The sequence below is a fragment of the Streptomyces sp. NBC_00271 genome (genome assembly GCF_036178845.1).
Classification (GTDB): domain Bacteria; phylum Actinomycetota; class Actinomycetes; order Streptomycetales; family Streptomycetaceae; genus Streptomyces.
Genome location: NZ_CP108070.1, coordinates 4,094,572 through 4,114,999, shown reverse-complemented (window position 1 = coordinate 4,114,999; position 20,428 = coordinate 4,094,572). Strand labels below are relative to the sequence as shown.

Genomic DNA, 20,428 nt, shown 5'->3' with positions numbered 1-20,428 from the left:
ATGACGACCGTCATGCGTCGCCCACGGAGCAGACCAGCAGGCTGCGGGGCTCCGTCGGAGTGGTCACCGGCGGCGCCGGAGGAACTTGGAGAGCAGAAGGCACAGAGCGGTGAGGACGAGGGCTGAAAGCCCGGCGACCACAGGGGTGGGGAAGTGCCCTTGCTGGGCGACCGACGCGGCGACCGCTCCGACGCTACCGAGAGTCGTCGGGAAGGTGATGGTGGCGCGCGTGGCGCGCTCGACCAGGCCGCTTTTGAGCGTGAGCTTCACGGTCCACGGGCCGTCCGGCAGCCGTGCGTCCAGCGGGACGACCGCCTCCGCAAGGCCGCCCGGAGCCAGTGTGGTGCCCGTCTTGGCCGAGAACGGTCCAGCGCGCAGTCCGCCCGGCCCGTCGAAGAGGGAGAGTGCCCCGCTGATGTCCAGGGCACGGCCCCCCGTGTTGTGGATCCGGGCGCGAACCTCCCCCCGCCCGTCGCGGGCTCGGGTTGGATAGAGCCGCTCGATCTTGAAGTCCGAGGGTGGCTCACCACCGGGACCGACGTCGATGTACATGCGGACGCCCACCCGGCCCAGCATCGCCACATTGTGCGAGCGGTCCGTGGGTGTGCCCGTCTGCGCCCAGATGACGCCGTATCGTTCCCCGGCGGCGGCGTCCCTGGGCACCCGGATGGTGGTGCGTACTCGCGCCGTTTCGGAGGCCGCCAGGTCAAGGTCCGCCGTATCGAGTGATGTCCAGCCGGTCAGCTCGTTGGAGGTGCGCTCCGGCGCGAAGGTGAACTCACCCTTCGCGATGGTGGCCGCCGCGGCGTAGACGTTGACGTGCATCGGTGTGGACGACTCGTTGGTGACCTCCACCCGCCGCTCGATGGTCGAGCCGGGCGCGACGTGGTCGACGATGTAGGCCTGCGCCCTGGGATCGGCACGGCGGCTTTCCGGAGCGTCGAGCAGCTTGATACTGATGATCCTGCCCGCAGCCGGGTGCTGGGGGGAGGACACCCCGGGCGCCCCGTGCCCCGCCGCCGGCATCACCCCGGCCGCCTGTACGAAGGCCAGCACCAGCGGCAGAACCCAGTACCGGCGCGCACCCTTCATTCCGTCAGGCAACGGATTGGGTCAGCGTTCCGGTGTAGGCCCCGCCGACGGCGCCGGCCGGCACGCTAACGGCGACTGTCGGGTTCCAGGTCGCGGTGTTGTCTCCGACACCGGCGCTCCCGGTGACTACCGTCTGCCCGGAGTTGCTCAGCGTCACGGGCGTTCCGGTGGCGGTAATGGTACCGGTCGTCGTGATCGACCCGGGATCGTAGTCAGCGCTGGTGGCGGGGATCGTCGACCCGCCGCTCGTGAAGTCCGTCTCCGCCGCGGTCACCGTCCAGGAGGCCGAGAGGAGGGCGCGATCGTCGGTGACGGTCACGGGGCCGATCGGCGCGCTGATCGTGGTGCCGGGCGCTCCCGAGCCGAGGGCGGCGCTGGCCGGTACCGACAGCGTCAATGCGCCGGACGTGACGGTGTACGTGACTGTGGTGCTCGGGTCGTCCGCCGCGACGGCGAGGCCAGGCTGGATCAGGACGAGAGCAGCGGCTGCGGCCGCGACAGATAGGCTTCGTGCGCGCACGGTAACTCCCGAAGTAGCCGCCCGCCAGCGGACATCCTGGCTGACAGCGGACATGCTGGCTGACGTGACGCAGACAATCGGGCGCGGCCTGTTCGCACAAGCCGACGCGCGCCGCACTCCACCACACGAATGACCATGTTTCAGCCGGAGCAAGGTGACCTGCGGCGTTGAACGCCAAGCTGAGCGACTAACGGGCTGTGACGTGCCGATGGCAGCGAGGCGGCCGCAGCCCCGCACGTGGGCACGCCTCTGCCTCGCAGCGCTCGTAGCCCCACGGCACAGGTATGGAGTCATAGGCAGGCCGCTGCCTGTGCCCGGCCCGCCCGAGAGATTTCCGCGGACGGGCCACCGGCCGACGATGGCGGTACAGCAGCGAAGTACAGCAACCCAGCAACCAGCAGGGATCCGCACCGGCCCTCATGGGCGTGGCGGCAGCCTGGATGACCTTCAACGACCGAGCTACGGATCGGAAGGCCTCTGACATCCACGGCTGACATCAACGACGTTCAGGGACTTGATCCCCTCAAACTGAACCCTCTGTCGCGACCAACGCCGTTGAGGACGTGCCGATGGTCAGCGCGGCGCGAGGAGCGCTGTGGCGGAGTTACCCCTCAACGGATCGGAGATCGTGACTCTGAAAGAAGTGAACGTGCAGGCGGCTTGTGGGGAACCCGTACTGCACGTCTGTGAGCATGCGGACGAGGAACTCACCCAGACCGCAGTCGAATCGCTCCCAGTCACCGAACAGGCCCACGAGGACCGGCCAGTCATCCGGATCGGCCGTCCCGGTCTGCCAGACGAAGTCGAATTCTTGCTCTGACGCACCCCACCGCAGGAGCCCCCGCGGCGCTGGGTAGCTGGCGTAGGGCTCCCACAGATCGGTGGCATCACCATCGCTCTTGGCCCAGCCCACGAGGTCCATGCCCAAGGCTCCGGGGACAAGGAGGTCCACGTACTCGTCGAAGCCACCCGGACCGAAGAGGTCGACGATCTCCTTGTAATCGCTCGGGAGCGAGGTGGCCAGATCGGCCTCGACGGCAGGCCAGTTGACGGCCGGCTGCGGCACCGGGTCCCAGTCGGTGAGGATACGCAGCTTCTCGGCCCAGGAGGCGCCCTCGGGGAACCCGGTAACCGCGGGGTCCTCCCGTTTGCCTGTGACGCTGACCGCAGGGTCCTCACGTTTGGCTATGACTACGACCGTGCGCTCTCGACGTGAGGTGACCACGCGACCGCAACCGATCCAGTGAGACCCGTAGGCCCAGCCCCGCATCTCCAACAGTTCGTCCCCGAACGGCTCGACGAGCGGCAGTCCAGTGCGCTCAGTGAGTGACGGGTCGGTGAAGCCGTCCGCGGCAAGGTTGCGGGGCCTGCCTGCCCGTCGGCCTACTTCGGCGAGCAGTTCTGTCAGACTTGTGCCCTCTGGCGCCTCAAGAATGACAGGCGGGCCGCTCTCAACGGATGAGTCGATGATCTTCCAGATGGCGGCAACCACTTCCGAATCCTCCATGGGACTCAGTGAACATCACGTCATTGACATCCTGGCTTGCGCTGCAGACATCGAGTAACGAACCAAGGACTCCGCCCTTACAAGGCGGATGTCGGCGGTTCGAAACCGTCCGCGCCCACCAGTCTCAGGACACGAGAAAGGCCCAGATCAGCGGGTGGGTACCCGAGGATCTGGGCCTTGATCTTTGGTGGCGGGTCGGGGCGGTAGGTCTGGCTGGGCCGGTTGACGCCGTTCTCCCATCGAGAGATCTGCACCGTGGGAGCTCTTGCCCGCACGGTCTTGGCCTGTGGCCGGCCACGATGGGCCGCGTCCTCTTGCCTCGGGCTCGACCCTTGACGGCTTAATGGGCCGTGCCCGGCGGCTCTTTGCCGCTCCAACTCGGTGGCGATGCGTGCGTGTTCTGCGCCGGGTTCCAGTCGAGCAGCTGGGTATTCGGCCCAGTCTTCACTATTCGAAGTGGAGAGGAGCGTAGTCATGGGGTTCGTGAGGTGGAAAGGCCGTGACTTTCCCTTGTTCGGCGACTGCGAAATGCGCACCCACTGACCCAGGCCGCGTGTTGGCTTCAATGACTCTGGCCGTGTGTGGTTATATCGCGACAGCGAAGGTGATGACGACGGCAACCAGTCGGTGCACCCACCGTCATCGGCTATCTGGCGGCGCTGCGCACTCACCTGGCCCTCGCCTTTCATTTCAACCCTGACCCCTCCCGTGCGCATTTCGATGCCGGGTGATGGCGGACATCTACTCCACAGTGGCGGAATACGTTTCATGACAGATGGCAACGAAAATGAGGGTGCGGGACGATCACGCGGGAACTTGAGTAGGCGACGCCTTCTTCAAGGGACAGCGGTCACCTTCGGTGCCGCTCTGGCATCCGCCGGCATCTATGAGATGATCGACGGCATTGCAAAACCACCGGATCGGGCCGCTGTCGCCGACAGCCCGCCCGTGCAGGAGCAATATATCCTGCAGGGCGAGCAGGTGGTCATGGTCAATGGCACTGGCGTGAAGAGCAGCAATGGCACGATTGCCGTCCGGGTGCCGGCCCTGCACGATCATGTCATTACCGCAAGGCTGAATGTGCCGGCGAAAGCCAAGGCGTTGCAGGAGGCGCAGCATCACCTCGAGTCCGCCCTCCTGGATCTGGAACGCCGATTCCCGCCCACTCCCACAGGAGTGGCCACCACGGTAGCCTGGGGACTTCCCTACTTCCACCACTACATCCCGACCCTGGGCAAGACGTCAGGCTTCTTCAAGGCGGGAACACGCTACCCAACGTATCTGCCGGTCGATTTGATGACGTCCAAGGCGGATGGGCACACCGTATATGCGCTGCAGGAAGCCAGGACGTTCCCCAGTGACCAGCCCCCGCCTGGCTTCGGGCCGGTCCGCTTGGAACAGAATGATGTGGCCGTGCTGCTCCGCAGCGACTCGCTCGCCAATATCAAGGAAGCCCAAAAATTCCTGTTCGGGCCTGGAAACAACCAGGCGGGCAGCTTGTTCAAGGTGACGAGTATCCGCCAGGGTTTCTCCGGGGGCGGTTTCTACGGGCAACAGGGCCTGCCGAGCAAGCTGGCGCTGGCAGCCGATATCCCCGGTGCACAGTCGATTCCTCGACAGGCGCAGGGATTCCTCGGCTTCGCCACCACCCTGGACTCGAATATGGGCCCCGGCAACATCGCCAATCTGGAGACCCTGCCCGGCATCACCAACCAGTGGCCCAATGGTTACTTCAAACAGGGGACCACCATGCATCTCTCGCACCTGTTTCAGGATCTGGTGACCTGGTACGAACGGAACTTCCCTCAGTACGCGGATCGTGTCCAGGCGATGCTCCAGCCCGGCCTCTCGCCCGCACCCGCGCCGGGTACGCTCGCCCTCCAGCCGCCAGGTCAAAGTGAGGCCGAAGTGGCGCAAGGGGTCCAGCGGTACCACGCCTACGGACACACTGGGAGCATGTCGAAGGTGGACAGCACCGCGTCACCTACGACCAGCAATTACGGGAAGGCCTACCCGGCGGGGACGACCATTCCGGTGCGCGGCGATTTCGACACGCTGGACAATCCATTCCACTACACATCCGATCCGACGGCAGATCACTACAGCAAGAAGCCGGCGGCCGGGTTGCACTTCATTTCGTTCCAGCCGACGATTGCCATGTTCAATCTCGTTCGGCTCTCGATGGACGGCCACTATCCCGATATGACACTCCCTGTCGCACCGCGCAGCCCCCACGCCGGCATCAACTCGGTCCTGCAGACGACCCACCGGCAGAACTATCTGGTTCCACCACGTCGCCATCGCTCCTTCCCGCTCGCCGAGTTCCTTGTCTGACCACCTCTACTGGGACTTCGACCCAGAACCGACCGCTGAGAAGATCGCCGTCGGGTCCGTGCGAGCTAGGCAGCTGTGACCATCTCCACGACGGCGTCGAAGTACTGCCATCCGTCTACTTCGATCACCTGGTCGGACGCAAAAAGGGCCGAGGTCGGCGCAACGGCGTCCAGGAGGCGGCGGACCGTTCCTGGCTCGTACAGGTTGAGACAGCTGTGGTCCGGGAGACGCACCACGGTTCCGGACAGGAAATAGCAGTTCGAGATGATCCGGTCCGAATCTGGGCGAAAGATCAGGGCCAGTCGGCGTCGCGTGCCCTCGGGGTAGAGGGAGAGCGTCAGACGGCAGTCCTCGTAGGCGGGCTTCACCCGCTGCTGGACCGTCCAGTACCAAGTGGTGTCGTCCACGACGAGGCGGCGGAGGCGTCGGTCGTTCTTCACCAAGACACCGTAAGCGGCCGACCCGGTGTGAGCATGGTGATTTACGCCGGACCAGGCGATCTCCCAGCGGCGACCAGGTGAGGGTGCCGTCATGCGCGTCGGACGACCAGCACGGCCACGTCGTCGAGGTGGTCCACCGCGACCGCGGCGTCGAGGACGCGGTCGGCGGTCTCCTCGGCGTTCAGTCCGTCACGGAGGGCCGCGCCGGCCAGCGCTCCGGCTCGCTCCAGTCCGGCGTCCAACGTGAGGCCCGGTCCTTCGACCACACCGTCTGTGACCATCACCAGCACGCTGTCCTCGTCCAGGGTGAAGGTCTCCTCGCCGTACACGGTGTCGGGCACGACTCCCAGGACCGGGCCGCCCGGCAGCTCGCGGACGCTGTGGCTGCCGTCCTTGCGTGCGCACAGCAACGGCACGTGGCCGGCGCTGGTGCCGATGACCTGCCCGTCGCGCGGGTCGAGATGCAGCATGGTGCAGCTGGCGAATCGTGGGGGAACCATCGTGGTCAGCAGCTCGTTGGTGCGCATCAGCACGGTCCCCGGATCCCGTTCCTGGGCGGCGATCGCGCGCATGGACAAGCGGACCTGTCCCATGAGGGCGGCGGCGTCCACGTCATGCCCTTGAACATCGCCGATCTCCAGGGCGACCGCCCCGTCGGGCATCTCGAAGGCGTCGTACCAGTCGCCGCCGATGTCCAGCCCGTCCCGGCTCGGCCGGTAGCGGGCGGCGACCTCCAGGCCCGCGAGATGCTCGGGCAGCCGGGGGAGCATGGTCTTCTGCAGTGCCGTGGCCAGCTCGACCCGTGCCTGCTGCAACCTGATGCGCCGCAGTGCCTGGCCCGCCAGGTCGGCCAGCGTACCCACGAGGGTCCGCTCGTCCAAGGACGGTTGGTGTCCGCTGGCGTAGGTCACCAGCCATCCCCCGAGCGGTTGGTTGCCGGCCTCGACGAGGGGCATGATCGAGACGGCGTAGTCGGAGCCGAGTCGGCCGAGCCGCGGAAATTCGGCCCCGTGTGGCCAACGGCGCATGTAATCCTCCCGGTTGGGGATGAACTGCGGCTTGCCGGTGCGGATCGCCTCGGGCAGGGCGCTCGGATGGTCCAGCGGCAGGCCCTGCATGACACCGGCCTCCCACATGGCTATCCCGGCATCGGTGGAGACACGCAGGCGGCCTTCGTCGACGAGTGCGAGCAGGGCGCCGCTGGCGCCGAAGGTCGCGGCGAGCCGGGTCAGGACGACCTGCTGCAGCTCCTGCTCCGTGCCCGCGGTGATCAAGGCGGAAGAGAAGTCGGCGATGTCCTTGGCGCGCTGTCGCTCGGCAGTCAGCGCGGCCTGCACCTCTTCCTTGCGCTTCTCCTGCTTGGTGTCGTCGCGGATCAGCCCGAAGATCCGCTCGGGGCCGTCATATCCCAACTGGATCCGACGGGTCTGGGCGGCCAGTTGATGCCAGCCCTCGTGCTGGGGGAGGTACCGCACCCTCACCCAGGGGGACTGCTGGGTGGAGGCCGAGCGCAGGAGCTGCCGCAAGGCCTCCTGGTCGTCAGGGTGCACGGCCGACATCACTCTGGAAAGCGACGTAGTGGGATCCGGGAAGAGCGCGGCCACGGCCGGTGCGCCACCGAGCCACTCCAACTGGTGGTCATGGGGTGAATACATCCACAGGCCGAGGTGGGCGGCCGTGGTGGCCATCCGGAACGGGATCAACAGGCTGGTCAGGTCGTTCCGAGCGTCCAGTGCGTGCACCCAGACCAGCTGCTCGTCACTGGCGGGATCCTTCACCGGCCGCGCCTCGATCAAGCTGGCAACGGGTGCTCCGCCTCGCGCGGGGAAGTCCAGCACCCGCATCGCGACCGCCTTCGTCTTGGCGGCGTGGGCCACGAGACTCTCGGCCGACATCCGCTGGCTTGTGGGCCACAGATCGCCGAAGTCACGTCCCAGGCACTGCGCCGCCGACTTGCCCAGCGCCGTGGCCATCGCGGCGTTGAGGCTGCGGATGACACCGTCCAGCGTCAAGAGAGCCGCTGGGCCGGCCGTGTCGAGGAGTTCGTCCGAGGTATCCATCTGCGGCTCCCTGGCCCATTCCAAAACAGCCCCTTCGCATCCCCTTCATCCATAATCGCGCATTTTGTCGCGCCGTTGGGCCCCATGCCGTAGCGTCCGGCCTCGTCATTCCTCGGCGAAGACCAGGTCCTCGATCGGGTGGGTCATGCGTACCGTCCCGCCGTTGACCGCGACCACGTGGTGCAGGCCGGTGAGGGTCTTGGCGGTGGGGCCCTGGGAGAGGACGCGGAATCGGTCGGCGCCGCCGAAGAGGTAGCTGGGGAAGCAGTCCAGCGAGGAGTCGGGCGCGAAGCGCAGGTGGTCCGCGAGGCGGCGGAAGAGCTTCGGGAGCAGCACCAGGTCGTCCGTGAGGGAGGACAGGCCGGTGATCGCGGCCCCGGTGGTCGTCATGTCCTTGGCCCATACGCCCAGGCCCGCCGACCTCGCCTGCTGGGACACCGCGGTCAGCTCGGTGCGCAGGTCGGGGAAGAGGTTCGCGTAGAAGGTCGGGAAGGCCAGGCCGAGCGTGAGCAGGTGGTGGTTGGCGGTGGTGCGCAGCAGCGGTACGTCCACGGTGATCCAGTCGCCGCTCTTCTTGCCCGCGGGGGGTGCGCCGCGACCGGCCAGCGCGACGCAGCGGCTGTGTACGTCGATCGCGCTCGCCAGGATGAAACCGGGCACGCTCTCGGGAGTACTGGCGGTGACCTTCTCACCCGCGTGCTGGACGGTGGTGAAACCGAGCCAGCTCAGCAGCTCGTCCCGGGCGGCGTGGGCGCCGAGGTCCAGCGGCTGGTGCACCTCGTGCGGGCCCGTGCCCAGATAGTGGGTCTCCAGCGCGTCGATCGCGTCGAGCCGCAGGTTGGCGCCGCCACGGCTGTTCCGGTGTGTCTTGTCGATCTTGTGCGTGCCGGGGATGTCGTACCAGAAGGCCGCGTCGTGCGGGTCGAAGCGGACGGTGTCGCCGTCCGGTTTCGCGTTCAGGATCCGGTAGTCGCCTTCGATGAGGAGCATGGGCATGAGTACCTCCGCGTCAACGCCGGTGACTCATTGTTGCCGCGCGGAGGCTCCCTCGTACCCGGAGTGACGCGGATTTACGACGTTTGTGGCGGGCCCTCGTGGGCGTGCTTCAGCTTCGCGCGGGCGTCCACCGTGTCCGGCGGGGCGACCTCCGACCAGAAGCGGTGGCAGGTGACGAAGACGGCGAGTTCTCGTTCACGTTGGCGGAGCTTCTCGACCTCGGCCTGTTCGTCGGGTGTCCAGCCGGGGGAGGCGGGGCGTTCCACCTTGCGCCAGCCCTTGTCGTCGCTGAAGCCGTCCAGGGGCTCCACCGACCAGGGGAGCTTCTTGAGCAGGGCCAGGAGCTCCGCCCGGACCTGATGCAGCTCCTCCTGGCCTGCCAGGAGGTCACTCGGGAAGTCATAGGTCGCAGCCACGCGGCAATGGTACGCCTGTTCGAATTTGAGGTGCGAGTTCCTTCGGGGACTTCACGCGAACGGGTGGGGCGTCCACGGCGGACGGCTTCCTGTCGTGGCGGCCCGAACGGTCAGGCGTCGTCGGCGAGTTCGCGGCTGCGCGCGTTGGCCCGGTCCACCTCGACCATGTGTTCCTCGGCCCAGGCCCTGACCATGGCCAGCGGAACCTCCAGTGACAGGCCGAGCGGAGTGAGCCGGTAGTACACGCGCGGCGGCACCGACGGCTCCACCCTGCGGTCGACCAGGCCGTCGCGGGTCATGCCTTGGAGGGTGACCGACAGCATCTTCTGTGAGATCCCGGGCATCCTGCGCTGCAGTTCCGCGAAGCGCACCTCCTCCGGGGACGCCTCCGCCAGCACTTTGACGGCCATCGACATCCACTTCGTACCGATCCGGTCGAGCAGGCGACGGGTCGGGCACCGCGGATCGAACAGATCCCCGCGAGTCCCGTCGCGGGGCTGTGGCGGAGAAGGGGTCATGAGGGGGTCACCTGGGGCTCACTACCTGTCGTGGAAGTACGGTCTTGGCTTCTCCAGGTTAGTTACCTAGCGTTTGGTTGTCACCATTGGTAAGCCCCCCGCACCTGGAGGTCTCATGTCCGTCGCACTCCGGCAGGTCAAAGCCAACGGCGTCGAACTCAACGTGGCCCTGGCCGGCGAGGGCCCGGCCGTTCTGCTGCTCCACGGCTTCCCGCACACCTGGCAGCTGTGGACCCACGTCCTGGACGGGCTCGCCGGGCGGTACCGAGTCATCGCACCGGACCTGCGCGGATGCGGCGCGAGCGCGCGCACGGCGGGCGGCTACGACGCCGGTACGCTCGCGGCCGACGCCGAAGCCCTCCTCGACGCCCTCGGAGAGACCTCGGCCGCCGTGGTCGGCATCGACGCGGGCACCCCGCCGGCCTTCCTGCTCGCCATGCGCCGCCCCGACCTCGTCCGGCGACTCGTCGTCATGGAGTCGCTGGTGGGCAGGCTGCCGGGCGCCGAGGAGTTCCTCGCCCACAGCGCGCCGTGGTGGTTCGGCTTCCACTCGGCACCCGGCCTCGCGGAATCCGTCCTGACCGGGCACGAGGACCGGTACATCGAATGGTTCCTCGACGCGGGCACCCTCGGGCAGGGCGTGGATCCCGCCGTCCGTGACGCCTTCGTCCACGCGTACACCGGGACCGAGGCCCTGCGCTGCGCCTTCTCGTACTACCGGGCCCTGCCCGAAAGTTCCCGGCAGATCCAGGAAGCCGTCCGCACGGCCCGGCTGACCGTACCCACCATGGCCATCGGCGCCCACCCCGTGGGCAGCGCGCTCGAACAACAACTGCGGCCGGTGACCGACCACTTGAGCGGCCACGTCATCGAGAACTGCGGACACATCATCCCGCTGCACCGCCCGGACCGGCTCCTCGCCCTGCTGGAGCCGTTCCTCGCCCCGGCGGGATCAACGGGATCAAGGGGTCAGCTTCAGCATCATGGCCGACGGCAGTGACGGGTTGGCCGCGGCCGCCTCCGCCACGCGCCCCTCGGCGTCGCTGAGCAGTTCGACGATGACCGGTACGGGCAGGGACGGGTGGGCGGCGGCCAGCGGTCGCGCCCGTCGGTCGGTCAGGCAGGCGAGCAGGGACGTCGCCGTCGCGTTGCGGTGGCGGGCCACCTCGCGGAACGCCTTCTGGACCGGTGGGTCGTGTCTCGTCACGTGCTCCAGGAGGGACGGCGACGCGTCCGGGTTCGTCGCCACCTTGGCCAGCACCCGCACTCCGTGATGGTCGATCATGTCGCGCAGTCGGGCCTCGGAGAGGCCGGGGTGCGGGGCGATGGACTTGAGCACCTTCGCGTCGGTGTCGGCGGCCAGCGCGTCGCGTATTCCTGGAGGCAGATCTCGTCGTGCGGCCAGGAGCATCCGTACGGCCGGATCGGGAGACGTGGCCAGGCTCTCGACCTCGGCAGGGGAGGCGACGGCGATCCGTGGCAGCAGGGTCGCGCCGATCTTGACGGTGCCCGCCAAGGAGGTGAGCAGGTCCAGTGGCACCCGGGGATTGTGGGCCAGGCTGCGTCGTACGTCGGGGCTCACGTCGGTGGCCAGCGCGCGCAGGTGGGTGGCGTCGACCGCGGGGTTCTCGGCGAGGTCGGCCCGTGTGCCGGGCAGCGGGTCGTCGGCCAGCCGCCCCCATACCTCCGGGGGCAGATCGGGGCGGGCGGCGAGCGACCAGCGCAGCAGTGCCGAGGAATGGCCGGCGAAGCCGGCGGCGGCCCGGGCGGGAGTGGCCGGGTTGCTCAGTGCCTGCCGCCACATGTCGTGCACCGTGGACTCGTGGGAACCGGTACAGAACGCGCCCGGCGGCAGGTCGTCGGCCGGGTGCGGGTGCGGGTGCGGGTGCGCGGTTGGAGTCCGCTCTCGGTCGCAGACCAGGCAGCGCAGCGCCGGAGGCAGCCCGTCCCCGGTCAGCAGCATCTCCAGTACGGCCGGTGGTGTCGTCTCGTTGGCCGCCACCGCGCGGCGGACCTCCGCATGCGGGTGTCGCGCGAGCCGGGCGGCCATGTCCGGGGTGGTCCACAGCGCGAGCTCGGCCACCACCGCGATCTCGGAGTCGGCGGCGAGCGTGTCCGTCACATCGGGGGGAAGGTCCGGGCAGGCGGCCAGCTTCTCGCGGCGCTCGATGACCGGATCCGTCGCGAAGCGGCGCGCCCACTCCGGGAGGCCGGCCCCCGCGTCGAGCAGGGCGAGCGCGGCTTGCGGCTGGGCCACGGGATCGATGTCGGCGGACGTCAGCCGTCCCTCGTACGCGAGGTGTACGGCGGTGCCCTCGCCGAGGGCGGCCAGGGCGAGTGCCTGCGCGTGGCTCAGGTCCGGGCGGGCGGCGAGTTCCGTGGCGATCTCGTCGTCCGCGACCGTGATCAGCCGGTCGACCAGCTCGGAGGGCAGGGCCGGGTTGGCGGCGAGTCCGCACAGGATGTGGTTCACGGGGGGACATCCTGCCCGGGGGCGGGCGGGAAGCGCCCGTGGATTTCCTTCCGGCTCCGTCGGCTCCCCGTATCAACTCGACTGGATTGCTCAGCTCAGACTGCACAGTTTGAACTGGACAGTCTGGGCTGAAGATTCTAGCGTGGGGGCATGGACGACAGTAGGGACGGCGCCGAAGGCGCGGACGGTGTCGACGGGATCTCCGGGTCCGCCGCCCGTGCCGCGCGGGATCTGCGGGTCGCGTTCAACCGGCTGCGGCGGCGGATCCGGGAGGTCGCCGAGACGGAGGGGGAGGCGCAGGACCTCACGCCCTCCCAGGTGTCCGCGCTCACGCTGGTGAGCAAGAGCGGCGCCGCGACGGCCAGTGGACTCGCGGCCTCCGAGGGGGTGCGCCCGCAGTCGATGGCCGCCACGCTCGCCGCGCTCGACCAGTACGGGTTGATCGAGCGCAACCCCGACCCCGGGGACGGCCGGCGGCAGCTCGTCACGCTCACCGACGCGGGGCGCGAGCGCATCGAGGGCACCCGGCAGGCCCGTGCGGAGTGGCTGGCCCGGGCCTTCGAGGACCGCTGCACGGAGGCCGAGCGGCAGACCGTCATCGAGGCCATGGCCGTACTGGACCGGCTCACCCGGCCGTGATGCCCAAGATATCCGGACTCGCTCGCTCCGACCGGCGCTCGCGCCCCCGCCCCGCGGACTCCTTCGACCGGCGGCTGATCGCCCCGATGGTCCTCGGATCCGTACTGAATCCCATCAACTCCGCGATGATCGCGGTGGCGTTGGTGCCGATCGGGGCCGCGCTCGGGGCACCGCCCGCGCAGACGGCCTGGCTGGTCACGGGGCTCTACCTGGCCACCGCCGTGGGGCAGCCCGTCATCGGACGGCTCGTGGACACGTACGGACCTCGTCGTCTCTATCTCATCGGGACGGCCCTCGTCGGGATCGCCGGGCTGCTCGGCGCCCTCGCTCCGAGCCTCGGCGCGCTGGTCGCCGCCCGGGTGCTGCTCGGAGTGGGCACCTCCGCCGCGTACCCCGCCTCGATGAGCCTCACCCGCAGTGAGGCCGAGCGCACCGGGCGGGACAGCCCGGCCGGAGTACTGACCGCGCTCGCCGTCTCCGCCCAGACCGTCTCCGTCGTCGGCCCCACCCTGGGCGGACTGCTGATCGGTGTGGGCGGCTGGCGCACCATCTTCCTCGTCAACGTGCCGCTGTCGGGGGCCTGTCTGGTCCTCGGTGTGTTGCGGCTGCCGAAGAGCCCGGGCGGGCGGCGGGAGAGGCGGAGCGTCGATCCGCTCGGTATGGCGCTGTTCGCCGTCCTGCTCGCCGCCCTCATGTTCTTCCTGATGAAACCGCGGGCCGACCACTGGTGGCTGCTCGTCCTCGCCGTCGGCGCGGCAACGGCCTTCGCCCTGCGGGAGGTTCGCGTCGCGGAGCCGTTCATCGATCTGCGGGTGCTCGGCGGCAACATCCCCATGCTGGCGACCTTCCTGCGTCAATTCCTCAGCTTCACGACGGCGTACGCGTTCCTGTACGGCTTCACGCAGTGGCTGGAGGAGGGACGGGAGCTGTCCGCCGCCACCGCCGGACTCGTACTGCTGCCCCTGTCGCTCAGCGCGCTGGCCGTCTCCGCCGTCACCGGGCGCCGCGAGGCGATCCGGGGCAAGCTCGTCGTGGGCAGTCTGGTGCAGATCGCCGGGTGTGCCGCGCTGTTGGGCGCGAACGCGGGCAGCGCGATCTGGCTGCTCGGCGCCGTCGGGATCGTCATGGGCATCCCGCAGGGCCTCAACGGCCTCGCCAACCAGAACGCCCTCTACCGGCAGGCCGACCCCGCCCGCATGGGCTCCGCGGCCGGCCTCCTGCGCACCTTCATGTACCTCGGCGCGATGGTCGCCTCCGCCGCCGACGCGGCCGTCTTCCCCCATGGCGCCGACACCGGGGGCCTGCACGACCTGGCCCTCTTCATGCTCGCCGGAGCCACGCTGCTCCTGGCGGTGACCCTGCTCGACCGATCCCTGCGCACCCCCGCGCACTCCACCCCCCGAAAGGCCTGATCATGGCTGTCACCACGCTCGACCCGAAGACGGCGCTCGTCGTCATCGACCTGCAGAACGGCATCGCCGGCAACCCGGGCCTCGCCCCGCACCCGGCCGCCGAGGTCGTGGAGCGGTCGGCCCGGCTCGCGGACGCGTTCCGCGAGCAGAGCCTCCCCGTCGTCCTCGTCCGGGTCACCGCCGCCGCCGACGGCGCGGACGGCGTCCCCGGGCGCATCGACGGCCCCGCCCGCGCCCCGCGTGTCTGGCCGGAGGGCTGGGACGTCCTCGTCGACGAGCTCGCCGGTCACCCGGAGGACATCGTCGTCACCAAGCGGAACTGGGGCGCGTTCTACGGCACCGACCTCGACCTGCAGCTGCGTCGCCGCGGGATCACCCAGATCGTGCTGGTCGGCATCGCCACCAGCATCGGCGTCGAGTCCAGCGCCCGCGCCGCCCACGAGCACGGCTACCACGTCACCCTGGCCACCGACGCGATGTCCGACATCGACGCCGAGACCCACCGCAACAGCGTCGAGCGGATCTTCCCGCGTCTCGGTGAGACGGGCACGACGGACGAGATCCTGGAAGTGCTGGCCAAGACCCACGCCTGAGCCACGCGTCGGGTGAACCGTAGTCGGGGTGAGCCCTGGTCGGAGCGAGCCGTAGCTGGGGTCAGTGGCGGCGGTCGCCCTTCAGTTCCTCCCGCCCCTCCAACTCCCGCACCAGTCCCCGCGCCACCGGCACGGCCACCCCGTGCCGGTCCGCGGCCCGCAGCAACGCGCCGCCGATCGCGTCCAGTTCGAGCGGACGGCCCGCCTCGGCGTCGCGCTGCATGGAGGACTTGGTGTCCGGCGGGAAGGCGTCGTAGCGGGCGAGGGCCACGGCCGGGTCCGCCGGGCCGCCGCACGCCCGGCTGACGGCGGCCGTCTCCGCCACCAGGGCCGTCAACTCCTCGCGGTGGCGTGTACGGACCTCGCCCAGCGGCACCCCGTAACGGGTCGTCAGCAGCGCGAACGGCGCGAGGAACGACATCTTCGCCCACAGCGTCGCCGTCTCGTCGTCCATCACGCGGACGGTGGGGCCGGCCGCCGCCAACACCCCGGCGAGCGCGTCCAGTCGGCCGCGCGGCACGCTCGCGCCGGTCAGGTCGATCTCGGCGAAGGGGCTGCCGTGTGCGATGACCCCGGGTGCGGTCCGGGTCGACTCGACGCGGATGACGGCGGGGGCGACACGGGCGGCGCCGTAGCGGGCGCGCAGCGTCGCGGGGTGTTCGACACCGTTCAGGAACGGGACCAGCAGTCCGTCGCCGAGCACCTCCGGCCGTACCCGCTCCAGGGCCGCGTCCAGCGCCGTGTGCTTGACGGTGATCAGGCAGGCGTCGACCGGTTCGCGCAGTTCGGTGTCGGCCTCCACGGCCGCCGTGAAGTCCCCGAACCGGCCGCTGCGGACGCGGATGCCGTCCGTGCACAGCGCCCGCGCCGTCTCGTCCCCGGCCAGGCAGATCACCCGGTGTCCGGCCCGCGCCACCAGCGCCGCCAGCAGTCCGCCGACGCCGCCCGGGCCCAGTACCGCCACGGTCGACCGTTCCTGAGACCGTTCGTCGGCCCGTTCCTTCGACTGGTCCTTGGTCATTGGCTGTTAGATCCTCTCGTCGGTCGGCCCCGGAAGGTGGCCGCCTCGACGTAGATCATCCCGCTACGACAGCCGGACCGACACCCCGGGCTCCCACAGGTGTGCGCGAGACTGGACGCATGTGCCGCAGCATCAAGACACTCCGCCCGCCCGTGCTCCCCGAAGAGGCCACCGAGGAGGAGATCCGGGCCGCCGCCCTCCAGTACGTCCGCAAGGTGTCCGGATTCCGTGCCCCGGCCGCCCACAACCGTGAGGTGTTCGACCGCGCGGTCGAGGCGATCGCCGCCGCCACGGCCGAACTGCTGGACGGCCTGGAGGTACGCGGGGCCGCCCAGCCCCAGCGCGCCGCCGGGTAGCGCCTCACGTGTTCAGGGGTCCGCGGGTCCGCGGCTTCGTGGCTTCGTGGGTCAGGCGCCGGGGCCCGACTCCTGGGGTTCGGGACGGCGCATCAGGTACGCCGCGCCCGCCCCCGCGCCGAACAGCGCCAGGAACGACACCCCGGTCGCGAACCAGCTCGCGCCCAGCCACTGGCCGCCGAAGTAGCCGAGGGCGACGCTGTAGGCGGCCCAGGCCAGGCCCGCCACGATCGACCAGGGCAGGAACTCGCGGACCCGGCGGTGGGCCGCGCCCGCGCCGAGTGAGACGACCGAGCGTCCGGCGGGCGCGAAGCGGGCGAGGACGACCAGCGCGCCCCGGGCGCCGCCGCCGCGCGCGAGGACCGCGCCGAGACGTTCCTGCGCGCTGGACAGCCGGCGCGAGCGGGCTATGGCCCGGTCCAGGCGTTCGCCGCCGCGCCAGGCCAGCCGGTAGGCCACCAGGTCGCCGAGGACCGAGGCGGTGGCCGCGGAGATGATGAGCGCCATGGTGTTGGGCACCGCCTGCCCGACGGCGGCCCCCGCGGAGCCCGCCGCCGCTGCCGTGGCCGCCGTGATGACGAGGACGCCGCTCGGCAGGACCGGAAGGAAGACGTCCAGCAGGACCGAGACGGCCACCGCCGCGTAGATCCATGGGCTGCCCGTCAGCGGCCCCACACTCTCCAACACCGAAACTCCCCTGTACTCCCCCGTTGGCACGACCTCGCCGCTACGTCGCGGGGGAGCGGCAGGCGGCCTGTGACAGCCATACAGCGTACGCGGCGGGTGTGACAGGAGGGTCACTGGGGGTTCATGTGCTCCGCACGGCGGGAGCGAGTAGGGGAGGGGCGAAGTCAGGGCGGGGACGAGTGTCGGAGGAGTGGGACAACGATGGTGGCAGGGATGATCGCCGGCGCTCTGGCGTCGGCCGTACTGACGGTGGGCGGCGGCGCGGGAGCGGGCGGCTACTGGATGACGACGGACGCGCGGTTCGCGCCGCCCGGCGCCTTCGTTCCGTCGGCGGCGCTGACGTACGACATGCAGGTCGTGCCGGCGGCCGGCGGGATCGAGGTGAGTCAGCTGATGGACGAGCGGGGCGCCACGACCGTACGGCTGCGGGTGACCGGAGTGAAGGCGGGCCACGTGTTCGGGGCGCGGGTGCACCAGAAGTCCTGCGCCGCCGATCCGGCCGCGGCGGGCGGGGTCTACCAGCACCGCGAGGACCCGGCTCACACCGACCCGGACAACGAGGTGTGGCTGGACTTCACCGCCGACGAGAACGGGACGGGTGAGGCGAGGACCCGGCACGACTGGGGCTTCAGGCAGGGCGGGGCCGCTTCGGTCGTGCTGTACGACGGGCCGGGCGCGAGAGGCGCGCGGCTGGCGTGCTTCACCGTCCCGTTCGGCTGGGTCGCAGGGACCGCCTGAGCGAGGGCGGGTCGCCGGGCAGGCCCCAGGGCGGTACGGGACGGCGCCCACCTCCGGGTGAGGTGGGCGCCGTGCCGGGTGGCGGCCGGGTGGCGGCCGGGTCAGGCCGCGACGGGCTCCGAGGCCCGCTCGTCCGCACGGGACGCGGCCGTGCGCCCGGCGAAGAGCCGGTCGAGGCCGAGCGCGCCGGAGCCGGTGAAGACCAGCAGCAGCATGGTCCAGCAGAACAGCACGGAGAGCTCGCCGCCGTTCTGGATCGGCCACAGGGCCGCCGACTGGTGCACGTCGAAGTACGCGTACGCCATCGAGCCCGAGGCGATGAACGCCGCGCCGCGGGTGCCGAGGCCCAGCAGCACCAGGGCGCCGCCGACGAGCTGGATCACGGCCGCGTACCAGCCCGGCCAGGTGCCGGACGGGATGGAGCCGCCGTCGGTGCCGGCCGCGCCGCCGAGGACACCGAAGAGCGAGGCGGCGCCGTGCACGGCGAAGAGCAGGCCGATGACGATGCGGAACAGGCCGATGGCGTACGGCTGAGCGCTGTTGAGGCGGTCGGTCATGTGGGGGACTCCTTCGGTCTGGTCCGGTTCGTGGGGGAACCGGATCCTGGGGGCGGAACCGAGTGAGTCACCAACGTTAGGTGAACCTAATCAATGCTTGCAAGTTCAACATTTAGCCATGCTCCGGGTTCCGCTTGGGCTTCCGTTTCCGCTGTCGCCGCACGTAGCGCGGCCCGCGCCACCGCGTCGGCGTCCGAAAGCGTGACCGAATCCACACCCGGCCGGGCCCCGGCCGCGGTCACCCAGTGCACGCCCTCCGTGGGCACCCCGAAGGCGAACCGCCTTGCGTGCGCGTGACCTTGACGGTCAATCAGACGATAGGGGCGCGGTGTTACGTCCAGCCCTCCGGTTTCGTAACCGTCGCTCGTGTGCGGACGGCACCCGCCCGTCCTCAGCAGCCGGGTGAGCAGCTCGTCGCCCGTCCGCCTGAGGTCCGGTTCCGGCAGCCGCGCCTCTATCAGCGTCGTCGCGCGCACGGTCGAGCCCGGCACGTCGGGGGAGTGCGCGACCCATGCCCCGTCCTCGGCCCGCACCTCCAGCCGGGGGCCCAGGACGTCCAGGACACCCGCCTCGATCAGCGCGGCCATCTCCTCGACGCGGCGGCGGGGCGGCCCGATGGAGAGGAAGGCGTTGAGCGGTGTGTACCAGCGGTCCAGGTGTTCACGCCGCGAGCCGCCCGGCAGGCCCCCGTGGTCCACGATCCGCCGCACCTCGTTGCGCAGGTCGCGCAGTACGTCCAGGGCGGCCTTCAGGGGGCCGTCGACGTTCCCGAGCGCGGCCTGCTCGGCGTCCTCGCGCAGATGCGCCAGGAGCCAGGAGCGCCAGGCGCCGGGCGTGGCGAAGTCACGGCCGGCGTATGGGCGCGAGACGCGGTCCCAGCACCAGCGCTCGCCCTCCGGGACGCCGAACTCGTCCAGGACGCGGGCCTCTTGAGGGCTCCGGTGCGGGGCGGCGAGGAAACGGTCCCTGAACTCCAGCAGCCTCGGACGCTCCCACCGCCCGGCGCGCACCCCCTCGTAGTAGACCGTCTCCACCTCCTTCGCGATCAACGGCCATATCTCGCCCAGGAAGTCCGGCGCCTCACCGGAGTCGGCGCGCTTGCGGAAGCCGGCGATGACCTCGTCGGTCAGGACGAGGGGGAGGTGGCGGCCGTAGGGGCCCTTCGCGTTGTCGCCGCGGGCCTGGTACGGGACACCGCGGCGCGAGCCCGCGTACAGCCGGGGCTCGCGGCCGGAGGGGAGGTAGCGCAGGCCCTCGGCGGTGCGGGTGAAGCGGCCGCCGCGGCCCGTCGTGAGCAGGGCCATGTGGTCGAAGAAGTTGAGACCGAGGCCGCGCAGCAGGACCGGTTCGCGGGGAGCGGGTGCGGCTGCGGCTGCGGAGAGGTCGACGTCCGCCGGGTTGGCGGGCGGGATGTGGCGCAGGCCGTGCCGTTCGGCGTACGCCGTGAGGTCGCGTTGGGCGCGGTCCGGGGCCGTCGGCAGATGGCCCTGGGCGAGGACGACCGCGGACAGCTCCGGCAGGGCGCGCCCGTTGTCGAGGGCGAGGGTCTGGCGGCCGTCGGGGTCGTCGTCGAGCCGTACCGCGCGCGCCGGGTGCACCTCGACGCGCACTCCGGGTGGCGCTGTGCGGACCACCTCGGCGAACACCCATTCCAGGTAGCGGCCGTAGTGCGCGCGGGTCGGGTAGTCGTCCGGGCCCAGCTCGCCGCCCGCCCAGGTGTGCAGGCTCGGCCCGGGGCGGACCGGGCCCGAGCAGTCCACGCTGTCGTCGGTGAAGAGGGTCACCTGCGAGGCCACGGTGTTCATCAGCAGATACGGCGACTGCGCGGTGCGCCAGACGCGGCCGGGGCCGGGCGGCGACGGGTCGACCATGTGGACCGTCAGCCGTGTTCCGGGCGGGAGCAGCTCCGGCGCGGAGGCGCACAGGCGTTCAAGGACGCTGGTGCCCCGTGGTCCCGCGCCGACGACGGCGAGGGACACATCGACGGCAGGGGTGGTCCCGGAGGGCGCGGCGCTCACTGCAGACAAAGGTGTGACTCCCGGGCATGGAGGGCGCATGACGGCGAACCG

Annotated in this window: 20 protein-coding genes; 7 read left to right on the top strand and 13 right to left on the bottom strand. The window is 70.2% G+C overall.

Features of this window, described 5'->3' with window-relative positions; genetic code table 11:
* Positions 1–63: 63 nt before the first annotated feature.
* From OG798_RS19130 to OG798_RS19120, 3 genes are all read right to left on the bottom strand, one after another.
* Complete coding sequence (locus OG798_RS19130; RefSeq protein ID WP_267061644.1) at positions 64–1,092, bottom strand: COG1470 family protein; 1,029 nt, start codon at positions 1,090–1,092, stop codon at positions 64–66.
* A gap of 4 nt (positions 1,093–1,096) precedes the next feature.
* On the bottom strand, positions 1,097–1,612 hold the full coding sequence (locus OG798_RS19125) for a hypothetical protein (RefSeq protein ID WP_267061643.1): 516 nt from the start codon (positions 1,610–1,612) through the stop codon (positions 1,097–1,099).
* Between the two features lie 604 nt (positions 1,613–2,216).
* Positions 2,217–3,119 carry a hypothetical protein gene (locus OG798_RS19120; protein ID WP_267061642.1) on the bottom strand — a complete coding sequence of 301 codons (903 nt, stop codon included), beginning with the start codon at positions 3,117–3,119 and terminating at the stop codon, positions 2,217–2,219.
* An 891-nt stretch (positions 3,120–4,010) separates the two neighbouring features.
* Here OG798_RS19120 and OG798_RS19115 point away from each other — a divergent pair.
* Positions 4,011–5,453, top strand: a complete 1,443-nt coding sequence (locus OG798_RS19115; protein WP_220788885.1) for a DUF7405 family protein — start codon at positions 4,011–4,013, stop codon at positions 5,451–5,453.
* 65 nt (positions 5,454–5,518) lie between these two features.
* Here OG798_RS19115 and OG798_RS19110 read toward each other — a convergent pair whose 3' ends face one another.
* From OG798_RS19110 to OG798_RS19090, 5 genes are all read right to left on the bottom strand, one after another.
* Positions 5,519–5,893 (bottom strand): hypothetical protein, encoded by a 375-nt coding sequence (locus OG798_RS19110; protein ID WP_328757370.1) that lies wholly within the window; start codon positions 5,891–5,893, stop codon positions 5,519–5,521.
* An 89-nt stretch (positions 5,894–5,982) separates the two neighbouring features.
* Entirely contained in the window at positions 5,983–7,953 is a 1,971-nt protein-coding gene (locus OG798_RS19105) for a SpoIIE family protein phosphatase (RefSeq protein ID WP_267061640.1), read from the bottom strand.
* Positions 7,954–8,058: 105 nt separating this feature from the next.
* Positions 8,059–8,949: a nuclease gene (locus OG798_RS19100; RefSeq protein ID WP_121416267.1), complete on the bottom strand. Its 891-nt coding sequence runs from the start codon at positions 8,947–8,949 to the stop codon at positions 8,059–8,061.
* A 74-nt stretch (positions 8,950–9,023) separates the two neighbouring features.
* The gene (locus OG798_RS19095) at positions 9,024–9,365 is read right to left on the bottom strand and encodes a hypothetical protein (protein ID WP_121416268.1); all 342 of its coding nucleotides are present in this window, start codon (positions 9,363–9,365) and stop codon (positions 9,024–9,026) included.
* 110 nt (positions 9,366–9,475) lie between these two features.
* A complete protein-coding gene (locus tag OG798_RS19090; protein WP_121416269.1) occupies positions 9,476–9,883 on the bottom strand; it encodes a winged helix-turn-helix transcriptional regulator in 408 nt (135 codons plus the stop codon).
* Between the two features lie 115 nt (positions 9,884–9,998).
* Here OG798_RS19090 and OG798_RS19085 point away from each other — a divergent pair, with 115 nt between their 5' ends.
* Complete coding sequence (locus tag OG798_RS19085) at positions 9,999–10,883, top strand: alpha/beta fold hydrolase (RefSeq protein ID WP_328757369.1); 885 nt, start codon at positions 9,999–10,001, stop codon at positions 10,881–10,883.
* Here the strand turns inward: OG798_RS19085 and OG798_RS19080 are convergent.
* Positions 10,845–12,356, bottom strand: a complete 1,512-nt coding sequence (locus OG798_RS19080) for a hypothetical protein (protein WP_328757368.1) — start codon at positions 12,354–12,356, stop codon at positions 10,845–10,847. The genes OG798_RS19085 and OG798_RS19080 overlap by 39 nt on opposite strands.
* Before the next feature lie 150 nt (positions 12,357–12,506).
* Between OG798_RS19080 and OG798_RS19075 the strand changes: the two genes are divergently transcribed.
* Genes OG798_RS19075 through OG798_RS19065 form a run of 3 tightly spaced genes read left to right on the top strand, consistent with a single transcriptional unit; the run spans position 12,507 to position 15,000 of the window.
* The gene (locus tag OG798_RS19075; protein ID WP_067362995.1) at positions 12,507–12,995 is read left to right on the top strand and encodes a MarR family winged helix-turn-helix transcriptional regulator; all 489 of its coding nucleotides are present in this window, start codon (positions 12,507–12,509) and stop codon (positions 12,993–12,995) included.
* A complete protein-coding gene (locus OG798_RS19070) occupies positions 12,995–14,407 on the top strand; it encodes an MFS transporter (protein WP_328757367.1) in 1,413 nt (470 codons plus the stop codon). Before OG798_RS19075 ends, OG798_RS19070 begins: the two co-directional genes overlap by 1 nt.
* A gap of 2 nt (positions 14,408–14,409) precedes the next feature.
* A complete protein-coding gene (locus OG798_RS19065; RefSeq protein WP_067363001.1) occupies positions 14,410–15,000 on the top strand; it encodes a hydrolase in 591 nt (196 codons plus the stop codon).
* A 61-nt stretch (positions 15,001–15,061) separates the two neighbouring features.
* Here the strand turns inward: OG798_RS19065 and OG798_RS19060 are convergent, their stop codons facing one another.
* On the bottom strand, positions 15,062–16,021 hold the full coding sequence (locus tag OG798_RS19060) for a ketopantoate reductase family protein (RefSeq protein ID WP_328757365.1): 960 nt from the start codon (positions 16,019–16,021) through the stop codon (positions 15,062–15,064).
* A gap of 119 nt (positions 16,022–16,140) precedes the next feature.
* On the opposite strand from OG798_RS19060, the gene OG798_RS19055 reads away from it, so the two are divergent.
* Positions 16,141–16,377, top strand: coding sequence for a DUF2277 domain-containing protein (locus OG798_RS19055; protein ID WP_095854920.1), 237 nt, complete (start codon positions 16,141–16,143; stop codon positions 16,375–16,377).
* Between the two features lie 51 nt (positions 16,378–16,428).
* Here the strand turns inward: OG798_RS19055 and OG798_RS19050 are convergent, their stop codons facing one another.
* Positions 16,429–17,064 (bottom strand): DedA family protein, encoded by a 636-nt coding sequence (locus OG798_RS19050; protein ID WP_095854921.1) that lies wholly within the window; start codon positions 17,062–17,064, stop codon positions 16,429–16,431.
* Positions 17,065–17,265: 201 nt separating this feature from the next.
* On the opposite strand from OG798_RS19050, the gene OG798_RS19045 reads away from it, so the two are divergent.
* Positions 17,266–17,802 (top strand): superoxide dismutase, encoded by a 537-nt coding sequence (locus OG798_RS19045; protein WP_095854922.1) that lies wholly within the window; start codon positions 17,266–17,268, stop codon positions 17,800–17,802.
* 101 nt (positions 17,803–17,903) lie between these two features.
* Here OG798_RS19045 and OG798_RS19040 read toward each other — a convergent pair whose 3' ends face one another.
* Entirely contained in the window at positions 17,904–18,359 is a 456-nt protein-coding gene (locus OG798_RS19040) for a DoxX family protein (protein ID WP_095854923.1), read from the bottom strand.
* A gap of 86 nt (positions 18,360–18,445) precedes the next feature.
* Positions 18,446–20,416 (bottom strand): FAD/NAD(P)-binding protein, encoded by a 1,971-nt coding sequence (locus OG798_RS19035; RefSeq protein WP_121416274.1) that lies wholly within the window; start codon positions 20,414–20,416, stop codon positions 18,446–18,448.
* Positions 20,417–20,428 lie beyond the last annotated feature (12 nt).